Origin of the sequence: Parasutterella excrementihominis YIT 11859, assembly GCF_000205025.1 — a bacterium.
In the GTDB taxonomy this organism is placed as follows: Bacteria; Pseudomonadota; Gammaproteobacteria; order Burkholderiales; family Burkholderiaceae_F; genus Parasutterella; species Parasutterella excrementihominis.
In genome coordinates, this window is record NZ_GL883706.1 from 16,357 (window position 1) to 36,937 (window position 20,581).

Consider the following 20,581-nt stretch of genomic DNA (forward strand, 5'->3'; position numbering starts at 1 on the left):
CAAAATGGATAATTTTCACAAACTTATAGAAGGCTTCCACAACTTCAAGCAGACTTACTTCTTAAAGGAAAGACAGTATTTCGAATCACTGGAAAAGGCCCAGAACCCTAAGACACTGGTTGTCGCCTGCTGTGATTCGAGGGTAGATCCTGCAATTCTTCTACACTGCAAGCCGGGTGATTTGTTTGTGATCAGAAACGTGGCCGCGCTCGTTCCGGCAGTCACACAAGCCTCAAATCCTTGTTCTGTGATGAGCGCCATTGAATACGGAGTCAAACATCTCAACGTCGAACACATTGTCGTCATGGGGCACTCTCATTGCGGCGGCATTCACGGACTCATGGCTCCGGAATCGATTGCCGGAGAAACTTATATTCAGGATTGGGTTGGTATTGCTTCTCCGGCTTTGGAGCGCCTTCAGGCCATGACCGGTGATGAAGATGAAAAGACTCGGAGCCGCCACTGTGAAGAAGGCGCCGTGCTGATTTCCCTTGATAACCTGCTCTCATATCCTTGGATCGCAGAGCGTGTTAAGAATGGACAGCTCAAGCTTCATGCACTTTACTACGATTTATCGGAAGGCAATCTTTATCGTTTCAGTCCTGAGTCCGAAGACTTTGAACTGCTTTTTCATTCTGAAAAAATCGACGTCTGCGATCGATAGGTTACAGACAAAACGGTAGCCGACCGGATTTATCTGTATTAAAACGAAAGGAAGGACCTTAGAGGTCCCATAGAGAATGTGCCACTACAGAATCTGATAAATATTTGATATTTTCGGTCATACAAATAACTGAGCCAGTCCCTATTTTCAAACCGAGTTTCTCTAGCTCAGAAAAGTTTTTAATCATGTGGATATCAGGATGGCTAGACATCTTAATTTCGACAGGGTAGTACTTCCCATCTCTGTGAATAAGCAGGTCGATCTCGGACTGTTTTTTTGAGTCTCTGTAATAAAAAAGTTTAGGCTCTATCGCGTTATGACGATAACTTTTAAGAATTTCAGTCACAACAAATGTTTCAAAAAAAGCGCCTGCATTCGTATCACTTGCCAGTTCATCCGGCGAAGAAATGCCGCATAAATACGCTGCCAACCCAGTATCCGTCATGTACAACTTGGGCGACTTGGTTAATGTCTTTGTTAAATTTGAATAAAATCCCGGCAGAAAATAAATAATCCCCGCTGCCTCAGCTATAGAAAGCCACCTCTTTGTCGTTACATCGGTTATTCCTGCGATTTCACTTAGTTTATTAATACGAAGCTCTTGACCTGTACGAGATGCTAGGGCTACAAGAAATTTCCTAAAAGAAGTCAAACGTTCAACATTACTCAGTGTGCGGATATCGCGCTCCAAAAAAGTTGAAATAAAAGCCTCAAAAAACTGCTCTCTCTCCTTAGGGTTCTTATCAATTAATCTTGGCCAAGCGCCTTGCCAAATTACTTTCCAGGTTTCCTCTGTGTTTTTTGTTGCCAACTTCGTTTCCGGATCTAATCTCGGAAGATAAGGCTCTTGTTCCAATCCAAGATTTTGCCTTTCATAAAGACTAAATGGCATTAAGTGAACTTCAAATATTCTGCCGGCCAATGACTCTCCTACCCCTTGCATCAAGGAGAACCTTTGAGAGCCCGTAATCCATACTTGTCCATATTTTTCATTTTTATCGACCTCTGCCTTAATTTGTTGAAAAAGTTTAGGAGACCTCTGGATTTCATCAATGAATACAGGCAATGGATTCTGCCTAAAAAATGCAGATGGGGCATTTTCGGCAAGATCCAAGAAATCAAAATCATCTAAGTTGATGTGTTTTCTTTCGCTTTCTTTTAAATGAGAAAACAGTGTGCTCTTGCCCACCTGTCTCATACCGGAGAGCATAATTACCTTAAAGTTTTTACAAAGATTGGGAATTTCTTTTTGGATTGTTCTTTCTAAATACATACAAACATCTCCTCACTTTGAAAACACTTTGTGATCTTTAGGCAATCTGACAGGCTTGGAGCAAAGCTCACGGAATAATTCCATACAGTTGTATGGAAAAATTCTATACTGAACTATGGAAAAATTCCATAGTACACTATAGAAAAATTCTATACTGAGGTATAGAATTTTTCCGAAATCTAATAGAGTTACCTTGCGATTGCGAGGACTTTAGTAATTATTTCTAGATCGTCAGGTGACTTTAACTGTAAGCTGACCGACAATTAGCCGGCTGATCTTGCCATTGTCTCACTACCGTGTTTCAGAGTGAAAAGGATTTTGCATTTTCAAGGAATCTCAGCGCACATTGATAACCTGCCTAACGGTTAATAGGTGCAAAATCCCAAAACTACTCAGAAAGGCTCTTAGGACTCAATTCACGCATCAGCAGACGATCCTCGATATGCTGAATAATCCGCGACTTCTCTTCGGTTGTTAAGTGGTCGAGGTTGTAGAGCGAAAGCATGAACAAACCTTCTATGGCCAGAATGGCTGTAGCTGTATCCAAGGAATCAGGACCGCTGCCGCGGATTTTTTCAAACAGTTGACGGTACCAATTGTGAAGCGGTTCCATCAACTGAGGATCAAAAGATTGGACAGCAAAAACGGCCGCACCCCAAGTACGATTGGTCGCTGCGATGCCGTTAAATTTCTTATACCAATTAATAAAACCCAAGACCAGAGCTTGAGGATGGCCCTTAAACTTTTCGACTTCCGGGTATAGTTCCTGAGACAAATGCGCGACATAGCTATCCATCAAGGCAATAATTAATTCCTTCTTCCCGGGGAAATGGTAGAGCAAACCGCCTTTGCTAATCCCTGCCTTTTCTGCAACGGCTTCCAGCGTCAGCTGGCCGACGCCCTTCTGTGCCGCTATTTCGCGAGCTACCTCTAAGATCAATTCTTTTGTCTTACTGCTTGTTTTTCTCGTCTGTTTTTTGGTTTCCATTGCAAAATCTGCCTTGCAAAAATATTTAGTTTCGGACCATTGAAAGAAGAGGCGCCGTAACTCTAATCTTATTATAGTTTTACTTAACTGTTAGGTACAGTAAAACAAGACAGTCAAAAAATTGTTTAAGCTTACTTTAAGAAATAGTTCTATTCTTCTTGATCTTTTTGTATGAAAAATACAGTCATCTTTACGTGATCAAGCCTCTCTTATATTCAGATAAAAATAATTAACTTATTGTTTTATTTATATTTAAAATAGATATTTTAAATTCTTAACATACAACATTTATTAGTACTTCTCCTAATTATTTAAACCGTCTAGTCGGTATAGTATTTCTAATTGTTAAGACGTTGATCACATGGAAAACAAATGAAACCCTTATCCTCATTCAGTCGTCGAAATTTCTTGAGAACACTAGCTGTGACCGGTCTGGCCTCCGGATCGGCGTTTGCAGCTCCCACCTCAGCAGCTCAGTCCTTCAATGAAGTCCACGACTTAGTTATCGTCGGCAGCGGTTTTGCCGGACTCTCCGCCGCTTACGCTGCTTTGAAAGACGGCGTCAAAGACATTCTGATCCTCGATAAGATGGAAGCCTTCGGCGGCAACTCTTGTCTCTGCGGCGGTCTTATGTCCGTACCCCTGAATCCTAAACAACAGAAACAAGGCATCAAAGATTCTGTCGAACTTATGGTCGCCGACATGACCAAAGCCGGCCGCGGATTCAACCATCCGGACCTTGCTAGAAAGTTTGCTGAAAACGCCGTCAATATCTGCCCGATGCTTGACGAATGCGGTGTTCAGCTCATGGATAAAGTTATCCGTTTGGGCGGTCACAGTGCCCCACGCACCATGGTTCCTACAGCAGCTTCCGGCGGCGGAATCGTTGTTCCTATCCATAATTGGCTCAAGAAGAACGGCGTTCAGTTCCGTAATCGCTCTCAAGTCATTGACCTTCTGATGCAGGACAGCAAAGTTACAGGGGTACTGGTCAACTGTGATTACAACTGGAAAGACGGTACCTCTAAGAAAGGACAGAGAATCGGTTCCCGCGGCGGAATCGTAGTCGCCACAGGCGGCTGGGGCCAGGACAAAGATTTCATTAAAACCACTATGCCGGTTTACTCCCTTTTAGAGTGCACTTCACAGCCCGGCGCCACCGCCGAAATGCTCAAGGCATTATTGAAGTCCGGCTGCCTGCCCTCTATGCTCGATATGTATCAATTAGGACCTTGGGCATCTCCTGACGAAAAGGGGGCCGGCCCCGGAAGCTTCTTCGCTGATTACGCTTTTGCGGAAGGCATGGCTGTCAATCCGAAGACCGGCCGCCGCTTCATGAATGAACTTGCCGACCGACGTACTCGCGCTGATGCCGAACTCAAGGTCTTAAGCGAAAGCACACCCGAAAAGATCAACTATCCGATCGTTTTCTGCGGAGAAAAGACCACTGAACACGCAGAAGGTTTCAAAGCGGCTTATCGGGACAAAACGGTCTTCCGTTACGAAACACTGGCTGATCTTGCTAAAGCCTATGACATTCCGCTTAAAGCACTCCAGCAGCAGGTCGATGAGTACAACAAGATTGTTGCCGGCACTTTGAAAGATCCGTTTGCCAAACCTCTCGACGTCAAACAGCCGCTTAAAGCTCCGTTCTATGCCATGCGTCTGACACCGAAGCTTCACTATTGCATGGGCGGCATCGCCGTCAATCCGAGATCGGAAGTTCTTTCAACGGCAACGCTTGCGCCGATTCCCGGACTTTATGCCGCCGGTGAAGTGACCGGAGGCGTCCACGGTATGGACCGTCTCGGAGGATGCTCTTCCGTTGACTGCATGGTATTCGGATTGGAAGCCGGCCGAAACGCTGCCGCTTACCTCAAAGCACAGGGGAACTAACATGAAAAAATTCTTTATTCCGCTCTTTGCCGCCCTGCTTTCTTGTTCTGCTTTCGCTGCCGACGCCCCGACTCTTGCCGGAATGCCGATGAAACACAGCATGGCAGCTCAAATGCAGTGCTCGACTTGTCACGACAACACGACTGAATTTACCAAGCCTTCCACTCAAAAGTGCGAAAGCTGCCACGGACCTATGGCACAAATTAAGACCAAGGCCAACCCGCAGGATAAGTATCCGCATCAGTCCGCTCACTACGGAAATACGGTTGATTGTGTCGTTTGCCACTCCGAACACAAAGCCAGTCAAGACTTATGCAGTAACTGTCATCAAACTCAGTGGACTAATTTCAGATAACCAAGCTTAGATCACCAAGGAGAACTCTTATGAAAAAACCACTCGTCATCTCCATCCTTCTTGCCATCGCGCCCTTGTCTTTTGCCGCCACGCATAATCTTGACGGCCGTACACTGACCGTGGACGAACTTTGGGCCATTTCCGCTCCCGGCGAAAAAGTTGCCGTCACACCCGAAGGCTGGGCAAGAATTAAGGCTTCTTACAAAGCTCCGATCGATGCTGCTACCGACGGCCGCGACATTTATGGTCTGACCGTTAACTACGGTGCTTTGAAAGATCAAAAGGTTGCCGGCGCCTCTGTTGAAGCCGAGCCGAACCGCAGCGCTTCTATTAAGTTCAACGAACGCCAGATGCGTATTCAGGCCGCCGGTCTGGAACCCTACTTCGATGACAGAATCTCCAAGATGGCTATGGTCATCCGTCTGAACCAGATGGCTGCCGGTTACACCGGTATGAGCGAGGCCGCTGCAAAAGCTTTCCAGGAATACATCAACAATGACGTTTGCCCGTTGATTCCTTCTCGCGGATCTGAAGGCGCAAACGACTTGAGCATGGCAACCCACATCGGCTTGGCTCTCATGGGCGAATGGGATGTGAGCTACCAAGGCAAACGCGTTCCTGCCGCTCAGGTTCGCAAAGAACTTAAACTTCAGCCCTATCATCCCTTCGGCATGGACGGCATCTCCATTCTGTCTAACAGCAACGTTGCTGAAGCTCAGTCCATCGCTGCCGTTAAGAAAGCAGAACACTATCTCGCTTTGAGTCCTGTTGTGATCGCTTCCAGTTTGGAAGCCTTAAACGGCAACGTATCTCCGTACCTCTGGCACACGGTTGAAACCAAAGGCTGGCCTCAGGGACACGAAGCCGCTGAAGCTGTCCTTGCTAACCTGAAGGGTTCTTACCTCTGGAAGAAAGACGCCAAGCGTTACCTCCAGGATCCTCTGAGCTTCAGATCTGCCGGTTATATCCTGGCTGCCGCGATGGAAGAACTCAACCAGACTAAAGGTCTTCTGAATACGGCCATCAACCACACCACCGACAACCCGATTGTCAATACCGAAGCCAAAAACGACCGCTGGTACAGCAATGCCGAAGTCTTGGACGAAATGAGAGCCGGCAAGCCGACCGTTTATGTCAACTCCTGCTCCAACTTCGACAACACTCAGCTTGCCCTTCAGATGGAAAGCCTGACAAAGGCCCTCGGTCAAGTCATGCACATCTCTGCCTGGAGAACAACTCAGTTAGTTGATGACCACAGAACAGGTCTGCCGACATACCTTGTTGCTAAAGAAAACAAGGGCGGCGACGGATTTGCCAACATCGCTCAGTCCATGTCCGGCCTTTATGCCGACGGTATGGCTCTGACGAACAGCGTCATCGGGTACGGTGTACCGACTTCCATCGGTATTGAAGAAACCTTCTCCAACCTTAACGCCACTGCCGATCGTCTTTCTAAGATGGCCGACGTCGGTTATGAAATCTACGCCTATGAAGTGCTCCACACCACACAGGCTATGGATATGAGAAAACAAGACGGCAAACAGATGGGTCAAGGCACAACAAAACTCTTGGACGGTTACAGAAAGGTTGTTCCGTTCGTCACAAAAGACAGAATCTTTACACCGGACATCAACAACGGTCTGAAGTTCCTCAAGTCCTATCAGATTCCTGCCAATAACTAATTAGCAGCATTCGGAGGTCCGAAAATTTCGGACTTCCGACCAACCATCCAAGAAAATCTGCGAAATATTTATCCCCTTCCGGCTGAAGTTTTTCCTAGCATTCGCTGATCTTTCTTTTGAGCCAAACCCCCTTTTTAGAGTCATTCCAAAATGATGAAGAGAATTCTTGTCTCTGCGATTATCGCAGCCGCGTCCATCAACGCATATGCAGAATCCAATGTTACGCTCTACGGTGTTATCGACCAGGCCGTAGCCGTTACAAAACACAAACACGAAGCCGCTAAAGTAAGAATTGACGACGGCATCTACGCCGGAAGCCGTTTCGGTATTAAAGGAACCGAAGACCTCGGCAACGGCAACTCCGTCGGATTTATCCTGGAACAAGGCTTTTACGCCGAGTCAGGTGATGCCGCTTTCGAAGGTAAAGCCTTCAGCCGTGAGTCCCTGCTTCAAGCTAAAGGCAAATGGGGCGAAGTCGCCTTCGGCCGAGCCGGCGGTCTTTCTTCAGACTGCGGAACATATACCATCCTTCACGGCTCAGCTCTTTGGACTTCATACTATACAGACGGCAACGTAGCCGGCGTCTTTGTGACTTCCGACAGAATGGATAACATGGTTATCTACAAGAGCCCGGAATTTGCAAACACAACCGTTACTGCAATGTATTCCAATGGTATCGGCGGAGACGATCAGAAGTGGAGTCATAACGATCACTACTATGGCATCGGTTTGGATTTCAATAAAAACGAAACCGTCTTTAGTGTCATGGTCGAAATGTATGACAACAAAGACCTGAAAGCCGACAAGACTTACCTTGTAACTTTAGGCGGTCAGCAGGGCTTCGGTGACTGGACATTCTGGGCCGGATATCAATATGCCAAAGACAGTCAGATGATGCCGGCTTGGAAAGCTGCCCCGACAGGTTTGAGCGCTTCCGGTGTGACACAGCATGCTGTAACTGCAGCTATCGGATACAAGGTTTTCGGGGGCGAATGGAAACTTCAAGGAAACTATGCCCACGGCAAAGTTAATGAAAACAACCAGAAGTACAACATCTATTCTATCGGAACCGTCTACGAATATCCTCTGAGCATGAGAACGCAGCTCTATGCTTATGCAGGATACGGCAAAGCCAACAAATATCTTAAGAATGACGGAGACTTCAACTCCTGGACCGCTTGTTTAGGTATCAGCCACAGCTTCTAAACAGAATCTTCTTCCTTGAAGGCCGGCTCGGTGTTCACCGTGCCGGCTTTTTCTGCTTCTCTGGTTTGGTAGAGAGAATGCTCCTATTTTGTTTGAAAGAGACTGATTGCCGAGATACAAACTGGAATTCAACATTAATCTATCTTAAAATAAAGATTAATTAAACTTATGTATATTATTAGATTGATTAGACATGCCTAAAAACACCATGGGAACCAAGCTCCCGCGAAAGTTAGAACAAAAAATGGCAATCGTCGGAGAACAAATAAAACTTGCTCGGTTAAGGCGCGACCTTTCAATTGCTCAAGTAGCTGAGCGTGCCACTTGTTCTCCGTTGACAATCAATCGAATTGAAAAAGGATCTCCCACTGTCTCAATCGGGATTTACCTCCGTGTCCTCTATGCGCTGCAACTCGATGACGATATTTTGCTGTTAGCCAAGGAGGATGTCCTCGGACGTACACTGCAGGACCTCAGCCTCAAACACCGCAAACGGGCTTCTAAGAAAGGATAAGTCATGAACAAGCTTTATGTTTATGGAGACTTCGACTGGCTCGAGCGACCTGAACTCATCGGAGAGTTGTCCTTTGAATCGATTCGGGGCAACGCGACTTACGGTTTCAGTTACTCAAAGGAGTGGCTATCTGCCCATCCGAACGTCTTTTTGAGCGAAGACCTACAAAACTTTCCGGGTATCCAATACACCCAGCCTCAAAAAGACATTTTTTCGTGTTTTTCTGATGCTTTGCCTGATCGCTGGGGAAGAACTCTTTTGCTCCGAAGAGAACAACTAAAGGCAGCAGAAGAAAAGAGAGCAGTTCGGCGGCTGACATCTTTTGATCTGCTGAAAGGCATAGACGACGCATCTCGCATGGGAAGCTTCAGGTTTGCCGAAGCCCCTGGCGGCGACTTCATTAATTGCGAAACGGATTTTCGAGTACCTCCTTTCACAAAAATTAATGAATTGATGTTGGCAGCGCACGAAATAGAGGCCAGCGAAGCAAAGAACATTTTGCCAAATGAAAGGTGGATCGATCAATTAATCCATCCTGGCACTTCTCTAGGTGGTGCTCGTCCAAAAGCTTCCGTTCTAGATGAGGACGGAAAGTTAACCGTTGCCAAATTCCCATCTCGGAAAGATAACCATGATGTCGCTCAGTGGGAGCATTTTTCCCACTATTTAGCAAAAAAAGCCGGAATTAATGCTGCGGCGACAAGAACCGTTTCTGCTGGCAGTTTCCACTTACTTTTGTCGAGGCGGTTTGATAGAACCAATGACGGAAAGCGAATACATTTTGCCTCTGCTCTGACACTGCTCGGGTTGAACGATGGTGATAATGCTTCATCCGGCTACGGCTACCTCGACATCGTTGATTTCATTATTCAGCACGGCAGCAACATTGAACGGAATCTTGAAGAACTTTATCGCCGCGTGGCCTTTTACATCCTCATCGGCAACTCGGACGACCATTTCCGCAATCACGGCTTTCTGCTTACTGAGAAAGGCTGGGAGCTTTCTCCTGCCTACGACATCAATCCAACAACATCCGAACAGCAAAGTCTGTTGATTAATCGTTTCACGAATGAAGCCAATTTAGAGCTTTTGTTAGATGCTGCTTCTGACTTTATGCTTGCGGAACACACTGCAAAAAGCATTATCGGCAATGTAAAGACAGCCGTGGCTTCATGGCGCACCGAAGCAAAAAGATTCTCTCTCCCTCAGCGAGATATCGATACTTTCGGACCGCGAATCGACAAGTGGCTGAGATAGGAGAATTAACGTATGCAAAAAGAAATCCTGAAAACCTTGAACCAGATTGAAGCACAGCACAACGTCAAAATCCTCTACGCCTGCGAATCCGGCTCCAGAGCTTGGGGGTTCCCTTCGCCGGATTCTGATTACGACGTTCGTTACCTCTATATCCGCCCAGTTGAAGCCTATCTAAAACTTTTCCCTGAGCGGGATGTAATCGAAGGTCCTATTGACGAAATCAAAGATTTTGTCGGCTGGGATCTCCAGAAAGCGCTCAAACTCTTGATGAAAGGAAACGCTCCGCTCATTGAATGGGTTCGTTCTCCTATTGTTTATAAAGACAACCCTTGGCTGAGAGAAAATCTCATAAAGCTTTTTAACGAACAATCCGACTTCAATACCCTTTATCGAGGATATTTCGGACTGGCCAAGAACAACTTCAAAGCTTATTTAACAGGCGAAAGCGTAAAACCTAAAAAATATCTTCATGTCCTCCGCTCAGTATTGGCATGCGAATGGATCAAACAAAAGAAAACTATTCCTCCGGTACTTTTCAAAGAAGTTTATGAAGGACTTCTTGTCCCAGGGACACCCTTCTATTCTGAATTCCAGGAGCTCCTCAAAATTAAGGCAGAAGAAAAGGAAAGGACTACAGGTGACCATTTTGTCGCCGTCGATAAGTTCATAAACGAATTCTTCAGCGAGAGCAAAGGGCCGCTTCTTTCGTCAAAGGAGCCGGTGAACGTTGATGAATACGACAAATTCTTTCTGGAGTGTCTGCGCCGCGAAAACTAACGCTCTCTCAATGTGAGAGTTAGTAAAGATTGGACATTTTCTCCTGAGGCGTTAAAGTACAAAGTACCTGGTACTCATAGAATCTGTCATGTTTGCCGTCTTTGTCATTCTTCCGCAGTTCTGCCTGATTTTGCTCGGCTACCTGCTCACTAGGCGCCCTTCTTTTGCCAAAAAAGATTTTTGGATCGTTACGGAAAAGCTGGTCTTTTATGTCCTGTTTCCTCCTCTGATCTTTCTTTCGGTTGCAAAGGCAAACCTCCAAATCGGACAGTGCAGTTACTTTTTGCTGATATCGATATCAGCCATGAGCGTTGCGGTGATTACAGCGTGGCTGGCGAACTTTTTAATTAAAGAGAGCCCGTGGACAAAATGGTCGATATTTCATTGCGGATTCCGATTCAATACTTACATCGGCTTTGCCATTTGCTCAACGCTTTTCGGCGATAAAGGTATCGCCTACCTTTCCCTCTTAATCGCCTGTTGGGTACCTATCAGCAACGTCATCGCAACTGTCGGGCTGGTTCATGCCTCAAGACTGAGCGGCTCAGAAAACAACGGCAAAAGAAAAAATTTCCTCGTTGCTGTTTTGTCTAATCCTCTGATCTTGGCAACACTCTTAGGACTCGTTTGCAACTCGTTCAGCATCGAGCTTCCTAAGCTTCTTGTAGACGTACTTAAACCTTTGGGACAATCTTCCCTGGCACTCGGTCTCATCTGTATCGGTGCTGGTCTAAAAATCAACGACCTCAAACGCTACCTGCAGCTGATGATTGTCGGAAGCCTGCAGCGACTCATGGTCGTCCCGACCATTGCTCTTGCTTTTGCGATCATTTTCCAACTGCTTCCTTTGGAAAGCTGTGTTCTTCTGCTTTTTGCCGCTCTCCCGACCGCTCAGTCCTGCTACGTCATGACCGCTTCCATGGGAGGAGACTCTGCAGCAGTCGCTGACTTAACAAGCGCACAAGTGATTTTTTCGCTTTTAACGCTTCCTTTCTGGATCAACGTCATGCTCGAATTCTTCCCAAACTAATTTATAAGTTGGACTCCGTTATCGAACCGCATAAATATCAGATGGGTAAATTTTCTCTGTTTCCCTGAAAATTATTTCTCAGCGTGGAGTAAATAACCATGATTCAAACGCATACAGCAACAGTCTCCGTATTAAAATTGAGGAATTGAACTCAGGAAAAATCACTTAAGGAGATTTGCTAAATGAAGAAACCCGTCAAAGTCGTCGTTACCGGAGCTGCCGGTCAAATCGGCTACTCTCTCCTCTTCCGTATCGGCGCCGGTGACATGCTTGGTACCGACCAGCCCATCGATCTGATGATGCTGGAAAGAAATAATGAACAGTCTCTCAAGAACTCCCGCGGCGTTCAGATGGAACTCGATGACTGCGCCTTCCCGCTCTTGAACAGCATCACCGCTACGTCGGATCCTTATGTTTGCTTCAAGGATGCCGAAATTGCCCTCTTAGTCGGTTCCCGTCCCCGTACGGCCGACATGCAAAGAGCCGACCTTTTGGCCGCCAATGCGCAAATCTTCGTTGAACAGGGTAAGGCAATGAACGAAGTCGCCGACCGCAACATCAAAGTTCTGGTTGTCGGCAACCCCTGCAACACCAACGCCTACATCGCTCGTCGCTGCTCTCCGGATCTGAATCCCCGCAACTTCACTGCCATGATGCGTCTGGACGAAAACCGCACTCTGACTCAGGTTGCTCAGAAGGCCAACTCTACTGTCGCTCAGATCTCCAAACTAGCAGTTTGGGGCAACCACGGCGGCACAATGTTCCCGGATTTGACCAATGCCACCGTCGCCGGCAAACCTGCTTTGGATCTGATTACTGAAGACTGGTACGTCAACGAACTGATCCCGACTGTTGCCAAACGCGGGAGCGCCATTATTCAGGCTCGCGGCCATTCTTCCGCTGCCAGCGCTGCTAACGCCGCCATCGATCACATCCATGACTGGGTTCTCGGCAGCAACGGTGAATGGGCCACGATGGCTGTTCCTTCCGACGGTTCTTACGGCATCCCTGAAGGTCTCACCTTCGGTATGCCCGTCATCTGCAAAAACGGCGACTACGAAATCGTTAAAGACCTCGAACTGAATCAGTTCCAGAAAGATCACATCGCTGCAAACATTCGCGCCCTTGAAGAAGAACGCGCTATTGTTGATGAGATCATCGCTAAGGCTTAATTTGCTTTAATCGTATTTGGGCCGCATTTGCGGCCTTCTTCTTTTATGAACACTGTCATCTTCGATACCAACCTTCTGCTGGATTTCTTTGTTTTCAAAGATCCCAAAACCTCTGTCCTCTGGGAGGCTGCAAAAGAAAGAAAATTCAGAACCGCAACCTGCGAAGGCGCCCTGTCTGAACTCGAAGATGTTTTAAAAAGGCCTCAATTTAAAGTAACGCCGGAGCAACTTGAGGCGGTCAAAGAGGAATTTCTGCACGTCGCTGAGGTTTTGCCGATCACGACGGAAGCAAAAGCAAGATGCAAAGATCCTTTGGATCAGAAGTTCATCGACCTCACCTTAAGTTATTCCCCGGCCCTGCTCATCTCCAAAGACAAGTTAGTCCTGAGATGCGCCAGGCACTTAAGGCCGCTCGGGAGCAATATTCTTCCGCCTGAGAAAGCGATCGCTTTTCTTTCAACAGATAACTAAAAAGGAAACGAATTTTTGATTTCCGTTTCCTCTTTTTCTTTTTACAGTGTTGCCGTTTTATCGGCTTTTTCAGCAATCTCTGCGTTAAACGCTTCGATCTGCTTGACGCAAGCTAAATAATTTTGCGAAAGCTTAAGACCGTCCCAGCTCGGGAATTTTCCTCTAGGCTGGATGCGTGCAACCCTTTCATCAAATGCCTTGGTGCGAATCCAGCGCTGATTTTCTAAAACAGTTTTTGCGCTTTCCGGATCGTTGCAGATCAGAATCATGTCACAGCCAGCGGCTAGAGCAGCATCGCTTCGAGCCGTGATTTCGCCAACCTCAGAAGCACCTTTCATCGAAAGGTCGTCACTGAAGATCAAGCCGTTGTAACCCAATCGCCCTCTCAGCTCTTCCTGAAGCCACTTCTTTGAGAAGCCTGCCGGCGCCGGAGAAACCTGAGGATACGTCACATGGGCAGGCATCACGGAAGTCAGCAGTGTTCCCATCGAGGCATAGGGAACTTCATCGTTGGTTCTGATATCGGTCAAAGGTCTGTCGTCAACCGGAAGTTCGACGTGGGAGTCTGCTGTTGCATAGCCGTGTCCGGGAAAGTGCTTGCCGCAGCAGGCCATACCGGCCTGAGCCATGCCGCTAACCATTGCCGTAGCAAGAATGCTCACAACACGAGGATTGCGATGAAAAGCACGATTGCCGATGACGGCGCTCTGACCATAGTCCAAATCCAGGCAGGGCGCGAAGGTAAAGTCGACGCCGCAGGCTCTCAGTTCAGAAGCCATCACTAAACCGCAGGCAGCTGTCAGATTGTGAGCTCTTTGCGGATCCGTATCGTAAAGCTGGCCCAAGGAACGAGCGGACGGGATCTTGGTGAACTCTTCTCGGAAACGCTGAATTCTTCCGCCTTCATGGTCCACGCCGATCAGCAGCGAAGGATTTCTCAAAGAATGGATGTCATGCGTCAGGTTATGGAGCTGCTCGCGGTTCTCATAGTTGCGCGTAAACAAGATGACCATACCGACCATCGGATTCTGAAGAATTTTGACTTCTTCATCCGTCAGACTGGTTCCGGCGATATCAACTACGACTGGTCCGAGAGGACGATCGACTTTTTCCATGATTTATTCCTTTTCAATCACAACCATCGCCATTGCTGACGAATCCGTGTCACTTATAGAGACATGACACTTTAATCTCTGATTCTTAATTTGTACGGCCAACTTACCCGAAAGTTGGACATAGGGTGCGCCGAGCTCGTTATTTAAGATGCTGATATCCGAAAAATTCACGGCTCCGCGAAATCCTGTACCAAGCGCTTTTGAGAATGCTTCTTTTGCTGCCCAGCGGCTTGCGAGATAGCGATATCCCCTTTCTTCAGAAGCCTCGCAGCGAACGGCATAAACAGGCTGCTCAGATTCTGAGAGCACCGTCTCGCAAAACTTCGGCTGCCTCAGGCATGCCTTTTTGATGCGGGCAATATCAACAATATCGCAGCCGATTCCGCTGATCATCTTTAATCCTCTTTTGGCTCTTCACCGTAGGCGTCGTCCAGCGGAATGCCGGGCAGACTCATAAATCCAAAAGCCACGGCAGTAATCGCGCCGAGAATTCCCCAAACAATCCAGTTCGGCGGTAAGCCGAGCGTGAATTCAGCAAGTAGATAAAAAATCGCAACCTGAGGCAGAACGGCCCAAAACACCGGTTTTCCGTCATCATGCAAGCGACGAACCGAAATCGTAAAAGAAGGCACAGCAATGTAGAGCCAGCCGCAGAGAACCAAGCCCACAAACACCAGAATCGTGTCTGTTGTCGTGTCCGAGATCACCATCAGCAAAGCAAGATAACAGACGGCAAAGGCCCAGAATCTCCAAAACCTTCCTAAGCCGGCACGGCCCTGCAGTTTGGCGTAATTGCGCGTCATGTCGTCATAAAGCTCACGGACATGCAGGGGCATTCTGTCGCGGTAGGACTCGAGTTCAAACGGATTTTTTCCCGGGGTCGGATTTTTCATTTTTCTATAACTTATTCAATTCGTTAAGGATGCGGCGCGTATTGAGCGGCGCGTCCTCGAGATAATAGCGGATAAGGTCACGCATCAACATTCGGGCTTCCCATTCCTGCGTTCCGCTCTGAAGCGTGTTCGTGCTCAAGGATTCCAGCGTTGTTCCTGATATACCGCTGCCCTCAAATGCTGTGTTATCATTGGCCACAAAGTCACCTCGAACAAATCGATAGTGTTTAGCAGGAAACGGACCGGAAGGAAGCGCATAGCCCAACACCTTTAAAAAATCGCGTTCAAAGTAACGGAGCGGGACAAGGTAATCTTTTTCGAGAGCCAGTTTTTTGAGCGTGTCGTAATAGATCGTGAATAATGAGGGCTCCGGCTCTCCTCTTGGGAGCAAGCGGACTAAGAGTTCATTGATGTAAAAGGCCGACATGAGGACTTTTTCGTTCATCGGAATCGTCCCGTACCACTCGCAGCGCGTGAGATTTTTTACTTCGCCTTTGCCAGAGTAGGAAACCGCCAGGGGACAGAAAGGATTAAGCAGTCCGCGGTATTGAGACATCGGTCGTTTTGCGCCCCGTGCAACCAAAGGAATACGTCCGTAATCGCGGGTAAAAAACTCCACGATAAGACTCGTCTCTCTCCATGGATAAGTGTGGAGAACAAACGCGGGCTGCTGATCAACCCGATATTCCGAACGACCTTTTTCGGTCATCAAATGAACCTCAAAATAAAGAGGTCATTTTAGCAAATAGGTAAGAACCTCCGTCGCCTCCGACTCGATCTCATAAGGACTTCTAAATGCCGGGATATATGAGGATTAAAGTTAGAGGTTTCCTTAATTATCGGTATCCAAAAGCTAAAAAGAGAAGCCGTCAATCCATCAAACTCGTAAAATAAATTTGACTACCCCCTTTCCCTATGGTTTGAGTATGTTGAAGGTCCGAAATCTAACAAACGTATTACAGCAAAAATTGCAGCTTGGTTTCCGCTGCTTAGCCATTTGCTGTTTTTGCTCGTGCGTTGTATTCGGCGGAGAAAGTTTTTCGGAGGAAAAACGGGTTGTTACGATCGGCGTATTAGACAGTTCGTTAAGTGCTACAGACAAATCAGCTATCGCCCAAACACTTGAAGCATTAGAGAATCTTCCCGGATACCGTTTAGACGTTCAATACTACAATCCGTCCGAGCTGGAAGAACAGCTCATTCAAAAGAAGTTGGATTACTTCATCGGCACTTCCGGTTTTTATCGCAGATTTCAGTCTTTCGGCTTAAGAAGTGTTGCAACGCTTTTTACTGAAACAGCGCCCAATCCCCGATATGCTACGGGCTCGGTATTCGTCGTTAGAAATGACAGTCCCATCAAAACGATCTCCGAACTCAAAGGCAAATCGGCTCTCGCCTCTTGGTCAAAAGGCTTCTCTTCTTATTTTGCGCCGATGGGTGAAATCTCTAAACAAGGTTTTGATCCGGAATCTTTCTTTGCCGCTTACAAAACCTACGGACCGCCGATGACAAATCTCCTTCAGAAGCTGGAGAACCACGAAGGCGACGTTGTACTTATACGTGCCTGTCTTCTGGAAGACCTTGAGAAAACACAGCCGGACATCTTCAAGCGCTTCAGAGTGCTTGAAGAAAAGAAAGACAATCGACTTCGCTGCAAACATTCGACAGACTTGTATCCAAACTGGACACTTGTCGCAACCCCCTCAGCGCCCTGGACCGAAACGCGCGAAATCACCAAATGTTTGCTGAATATTCCTGATTCGACCGGTTTTGGCTGGGCAACCGTACCTGATTTCAACACGATCGACGAACTTTATAAATCTCTTAAGGCAGGCCCTTATGCCTATTTGAGGATTCAAACGGTCCAAAGTTTCATCTATCACTACCGTTTCCCGCTTCTGTTCGCCCTCTTCTGCATCTTGATGCTATGCGTTCACTCTTGGAGAACCAATGTCTTAGTGAAGCGAAGAACCCAATCCTTGCGGCTCGCCTATGAGAAAGAAGCTGAACTCAGACGCAAAATACGAGAAAGCGAACTGCGCATTGATCAGCTTCAAAAGACCGAAATCATCGGCGCGATGTCGAGCCTGATCGCCCATGAGATCAACGGACCTCTGGCGACGATCGATAATTACTGCCGCGGCATTAAACGCAAACTGGAAGTCGAGGGTATCGATGGCAGTTGGCTGAACCGTCCGCTTTCGCTCATAGCAAAACAAACATCAAAAATTTCGGACATTGTCTCAAGAGTCCGGGCCTATGCGAAACGTGACGAACCGGAATTCACAAAAATTGAGGCTGATAAGCTTCTGAAAACCTGCGTCAGCGATATCCGCATGCGTTACCCGAATTGTCGGATTGTTCTCAGTGAAACAGAACCTTCAGTTGTATTAGGACACGTCCTTGAGTTTGAAGTTCTCTTGGAAAATATCATTAAAAACGCTATCCAAGCAGCACAAGCGGCAGAGACAAATCGGATAGAAATTCGGCAGATATGTGAAAATAACTCCATGTTTATTCGTATTTTTAACGCCTCTTCCGTCTGTTCATCCGAAGAATTGGAAAAGCACCTTCAGCCTCTGCATTCCACCAAGAATCAAGGCTTAGGAATCGGATTGCTGATTTGCCGCACGATTGCAGAAAAAATGCGCGGTAATCTAAGTATTACCTACAAAGACGGTGAAGTCTTCACAGAGGTTAAGATTCCTTTGTTCGTTTCTCAGGAAAAAGAAAATGCTGATCAGAATTGTTGATGACGACGAAGATCTGGCTGAAAGCCTGAAATTTTTATTGGAGCCGGAAGGCTGGAAGGTCGTCAGCTACCTCAGTGCTGAAGATTATTTGAAATCCGATGCACCGAGCGTAGAAGGATGCCTTCTTCTCGACATTCGTATGCCCGGCCTTTCAGGTTTAGAACTTCAGGAAAAAATGAAAGAGCGCGGCTGGGAAGTTCCGATCATTTTCTTAACCGGTCACGGAGATGTAGACGTCGCGGTACAAGCGATGAAATTCGGCGCTTACGATTTCCTTCAAAAACCCGTCAAAGCCGAGCGTCTCATTCAGGCAATTTCCAGCGTGGCTTCGATACTCAAGGAGAAGCGAGATTACGGCGCAAGTTTGGAATATTGGTACAAGAAATTCCAGCTGCTCACCGACCGCGAACGGAGCGTCACGATACTGGCCTCTCAAGGCCTCTTGAATCAAGAAATTTCCGAGCGTCTGAATATAAGTACCAGAACAGTGCATACGCATCGACTGAATTCTTACAAAAAATTAGATGTTCACAGCACTTCAGACTTAGCCCCAATCGCGGCTCTGTATAGAAGCCGCAAAATAACTCTGTGAAAAATCCGTTTCATCGATTCAGACAGGCTAAAAGATATTTTTTTGAAGAGAATTTGATAATTCTCAAATTGCTTAAGCAATCAAAAAATAAAAATAACCTTGTTTCCACAAGGAGATTGCAAAATGCATACCAAATTATTACTCACAGCCTCTATTGCGCTTGCCTTAGCCGGCAATTGCTTCGCTGCCGTCAAAGACGGTTCCTACACGACTACCGTCACCGGACACAATGCTCCGTTAACGGTTACTGTTGACATCAAAAACGGAAAAATCAGTGACATCTCCGTCAAAGATTTAGAGAGCCCGGGTGTCGGTAAAGTTGCGATTAAACAACTTTCTGCCGAAATCAAAGATCATCAAACAACCAAACTCGACAAAATCAGCGGCGCCACTATTACCAGTTTCTCTCTTCTCGGCGCTGTGAAACAGTGTCTGAAACAAGCCGGCGCACAAGGCGACGAATTCAATAAACCGCTCCCTGCCGCAGATAAATCTCCTATCAAAGACAATGCCGACGTTGTTATTGTCGGTGGCGGCGGAGCGGGACTTGCCAGTGCAGTTTCTGCTCTGCAGAACGGTGCAAGCGTCATCATTGTTGAAAAACTCGGTTTCTTGGGCGGTTCCACGAACGTCTGCGGCGGTGCCCTGAATGCTTCCGGTACCAAATATCAGAAGGCGCTTGGCATTGAAGATAATCCTCAGAAACATTTCGAACAAACGATGAAAGGCGGCCACAATGTCAGCGATCCTAAACTCGTCAAAGTCTTAGCCGACAACGCGCCTTCAGCACTTCTTTGGCTCGAAAGCATGGGTCTGAAGTTCAACCCGAAAGTCGGCGCAGCAACCGGCGCCCTGTTCCAAAGAAGTCATTATCCTAATCCGGCCGGCGGCAACACCTACGTTCAAGTGTTAGAAAAACAACTGCAAAAATACGGTAAAGACAAACTTCGTGTGTATTTGGAATCTCCGGCAACCGAACTGATCATGAAGGACGGCAGAGTTGTCGGAGTCAAGGCTGACAACCACGGCAAACCACTCACGCTGATGGCTAAGAACGGGGTCGTTATCACGACAGGCGGTTTCGGATCCAATGTTGAATTCCGCCAGAAAGTGAATACCGGCGTATGGAAAGAAGCTGATCTCGGCAAAGAAATCGGCTGCTCCAATATCGGCGTAGCTGCTCAAGGCCAAGGTCTCCAGCTGGCACAGAAAGCCGGAGCCGAATTGATCGGTCTTTCCGACATTCAGGTTCATCCGAACGGCTCTCCCGGAACCGGCTTGATGCTTGACATCAAGACCTCCGGCAGAAACCGCTTGTTCATCAATACCAACGGCGACAGATTTGTGAACGAAGGCGCTGCCCGTGACGTGCTTTCTAAAGCTGTTTTCGCTCAGCCCGGTTCCACCTACTGGCTAGTCCAGAACAAACTTCGTTATCCGGATGAAAACGCCATTGACCTTCTGAGCGGAAGAACCATGCGCGATATGCTTGCTCAGGGCAGAGTAAAGAAAGCCGCCAACCTGGATGAACTTGCCAAGATTATCAATGTTGATCCCAATCGCTTAAAGGCAGCCATTGAAAGCTACAACAAGGTCGCTCGCCACGAAGTCGAAACCGATCAATTCGGATTCAAGGCCAACCATACAGACGACCGTCCGATGACCGAAGGTCCGTGGTACGTCGCCAGAAAGGTTCCGACCATTCACCACACAATGGGCGGCATCCATATTGATACCGGCGCCCACGCCGTTAATGCCAACGGACAGCGCATTCCCGGACTTTATGCAGCCGGCGAAGTTACCGGCGGTATTCACGGAGCTAACCGTCTAGGCGGAAATGCCGTGGCCGACTTAATGGTGTTTGGCCGCATCGCGGGTAAGAACGCAGCAGAAGCTAAATAATTCAGCTTCAAAAATAACTAAGAATTCTCCTTGTTCATGAG

20 protein-coding genes are annotated in these 20,581 nt (G+C 47.3%); 14 read left to right on the forward strand and 6 right to left on the reverse strand.

Annotated features, from left to right (window positions below; translation table 11 throughout):
• Positions 1-4 precede the first annotated feature (4 nt).
• Positions 5-664 (forward strand): carbonic anhydrase, encoded by a 660-nt coding sequence (locus HMPREF9439_RS05840; RefSeq protein ID WP_040603475.1) that lies wholly within the window; start codon positions 5-7, stop codon positions 662-664.
• A gap of 58 nt (positions 665-722) precedes the next feature.
• On the opposite strand, the gene HMPREF9439_RS05845 is transcribed toward HMPREF9439_RS05840, so the two are convergent.
• Both HMPREF9439_RS05845 and HMPREF9439_RS05850 read right to left on the reverse strand, forming a co-directional pair.
• Positions 723-1,937 (reverse strand): ATP-binding protein, encoded by a 1,215-nt coding sequence (locus tag HMPREF9439_RS05845; protein WP_008864132.1) that lies wholly within the window; start codon positions 1,935-1,937, stop codon positions 723-725.
• 388 nt (positions 1,938-2,325) lie between these two features.
• A complete protein-coding gene (locus HMPREF9439_RS05850; protein WP_008864133.1) occupies positions 2,326-2,925 on the reverse strand; it encodes a TetR/AcrR family transcriptional regulator in 600 nt (199 codons plus the stop codon).
• A 372-nt stretch (positions 2,926-3,297) separates the two neighbouring features.
• Here HMPREF9439_RS05850 and HMPREF9439_RS05855 point away from each other — a divergent pair, with 372 nt between their 5' ends.
• The 10 genes from HMPREF9439_RS05855 to HMPREF9439_RS05900 all read left to right on the forward strand — a co-directional run bounded on the left by HMPREF9439_RS05855 (position 3,298) and on the right by HMPREF9439_RS05900 (position 13,285).
• Positions 3,298-4,821: a flavocytochrome c gene (locus tag HMPREF9439_RS05855; protein ID WP_040603476.1), complete on the forward strand. Its 1,524-nt coding sequence runs from the start codon at positions 3,298-3,300 to the stop codon at positions 4,819-4,821.
• 1 nt (position 4,822) lies between these two features.
• Entirely contained in the window at positions 4,823-5,176 is a 354-nt protein-coding gene (locus tag HMPREF9439_RS05860; RefSeq protein ID WP_008864135.1) for a cytochrome c3 family protein, read from the forward strand.
• 29 nt (positions 5,177-5,205) lie between these two features.
• A complete protein-coding gene (locus HMPREF9439_RS05865; protein WP_008864136.1) occupies positions 5,206-6,858 on the forward strand; it encodes an HAL/PAL/TAL family ammonia-lyase in 1,653 nt (550 codons plus the stop codon).
• A 150-nt stretch (positions 6,859-7,008) separates the two neighbouring features.
• Positions 7,009-8,064: a porin gene (locus HMPREF9439_RS05870; protein WP_008864137.1), complete on the forward strand. Its 1,056-nt coding sequence runs from the start codon at positions 7,009-7,011 to the stop codon at positions 8,062-8,064.
• A 244-nt stretch (positions 8,065-8,308) separates the two neighbouring features.
• Positions 8,309-8,578, forward strand: coding sequence for a helix-turn-helix transcriptional regulator (locus tag HMPREF9439_RS05875; protein ID WP_244862403.1), 270 nt, complete (start codon positions 8,309-8,311; stop codon positions 8,576-8,578).
• A gap of 3 nt (positions 8,579-8,581) precedes the next feature.
• On the forward strand, positions 8,582-9,835 hold the full coding sequence (locus HMPREF9439_RS05880) for a type II toxin-antitoxin system HipA family toxin (RefSeq protein ID WP_008864140.1): 1,254 nt from the start codon (positions 8,582-8,584) through the stop codon (positions 9,833-9,835).
• A 12-nt stretch (positions 9,836-9,847) separates the two neighbouring features.
• On the forward strand, positions 9,848-10,612 hold the full coding sequence (locus HMPREF9439_RS05885) for a nucleotidyltransferase domain-containing protein (protein ID WP_008864141.1): 765 nt from the start codon (positions 9,848-9,850) through the stop codon (positions 10,610-10,612).
• A gap of 88 nt (positions 10,613-10,700) precedes the next feature.
• Positions 10,701-11,642, forward strand: a complete 942-nt coding sequence (locus tag HMPREF9439_RS05890; protein ID WP_008864142.1) for an AEC family transporter — start codon at positions 10,701-10,703, stop codon at positions 11,640-11,642.
• Between the two features lie 182 nt (positions 11,643-11,824).
• Positions 11,825-12,814 carry a malate dehydrogenase gene (locus HMPREF9439_RS05895; RefSeq protein WP_008864143.1) on the forward strand — a complete coding sequence of 330 codons (990 nt, stop codon included), beginning with the start codon at positions 11,825-11,827 and terminating at the stop codon, positions 12,812-12,814.
• 45 nt (positions 12,815-12,859) lie between these two features.
• Entirely contained in the window at positions 12,860-13,285 is a 426-nt protein-coding gene (locus HMPREF9439_RS05900) for a putative toxin-antitoxin system toxin component, PIN family (RefSeq protein WP_008864144.1), read from the forward strand.
• A gap of 41 nt (positions 13,286-13,326) precedes the next feature.
• Here HMPREF9439_RS05900 and nagZ read toward each other — a convergent pair whose 3' ends face one another.
• The 4 genes from nagZ to recO are packed head-to-tail and all read right to left on the reverse strand — an operon-like array spanning position 13,327 to position 16,002.
• Entirely contained in the window at positions 13,327-14,400 is a 1,074-nt protein-coding gene (gene nagZ / locus HMPREF9439_RS05905) for a beta-N-acetylhexosaminidase (protein WP_008810977.1), read from the reverse strand.
• Between the two features lie 3 nt (positions 14,401-14,403).
• Complete coding sequence (gene acpS, locus HMPREF9439_RS05910) at positions 14,404-14,793, reverse strand: holo-ACP synthase (RefSeq protein ID WP_008864145.1); 390 nt, start codon at positions 14,791-14,793, stop codon at positions 14,404-14,406.
• Positions 14,794-14,795: 2 nt separating this feature from the next.
• Entirely contained in the window at positions 14,796-15,293 is a 498-nt protein-coding gene (locus tag HMPREF9439_RS05915) for a DUF805 domain-containing protein (protein ID WP_008810975.1), read from the reverse strand.
• Between the two features lie 4 nt (positions 15,294-15,297).
• Entirely contained in the window at positions 15,298-16,002 is a 705-nt protein-coding gene (recO, locus tag HMPREF9439_RS05920) for a DNA repair protein RecO (RefSeq protein ID WP_008864146.1), read from the reverse strand.
• Positions 16,003-16,261: 259 nt separating this feature from the next.
• Between recO and HMPREF9439_RS05925 the strand changes: the two genes are divergently transcribed.
• The 3 genes from HMPREF9439_RS05925 to HMPREF9439_RS05935 all read left to right on the forward strand — a co-directional run bounded on the left by HMPREF9439_RS05925 (position 16,262) and on the right by HMPREF9439_RS05935 (position 20,540).
• Entirely contained in the window at positions 16,262-18,046 is a 1,785-nt protein-coding gene (locus tag HMPREF9439_RS05925) for a sensor histidine kinase (protein WP_244862404.1), read from the forward strand.
• On the forward strand, positions 18,027-18,638 hold the full coding sequence (locus HMPREF9439_RS05930; RefSeq protein WP_008864148.1) for a response regulator transcription factor: 612 nt from the start codon (positions 18,027-18,029) through the stop codon (positions 18,636-18,638). Before HMPREF9439_RS05925 ends, HMPREF9439_RS05930 begins: the two co-directional genes overlap by 20 nt.
• 123 nt (positions 18,639-18,761) lie before the next feature.
• The gene (locus HMPREF9439_RS05935; RefSeq protein ID WP_008864149.1) at positions 18,762-20,540 is read left to right on the forward strand and encodes a flavocytochrome c; all 1,779 of its coding nucleotides are present in this window, start codon (positions 18,762-18,764) and stop codon (positions 20,538-20,540) included.
• Positions 20,541-20,581: the final 41 nt, after the last annotated feature.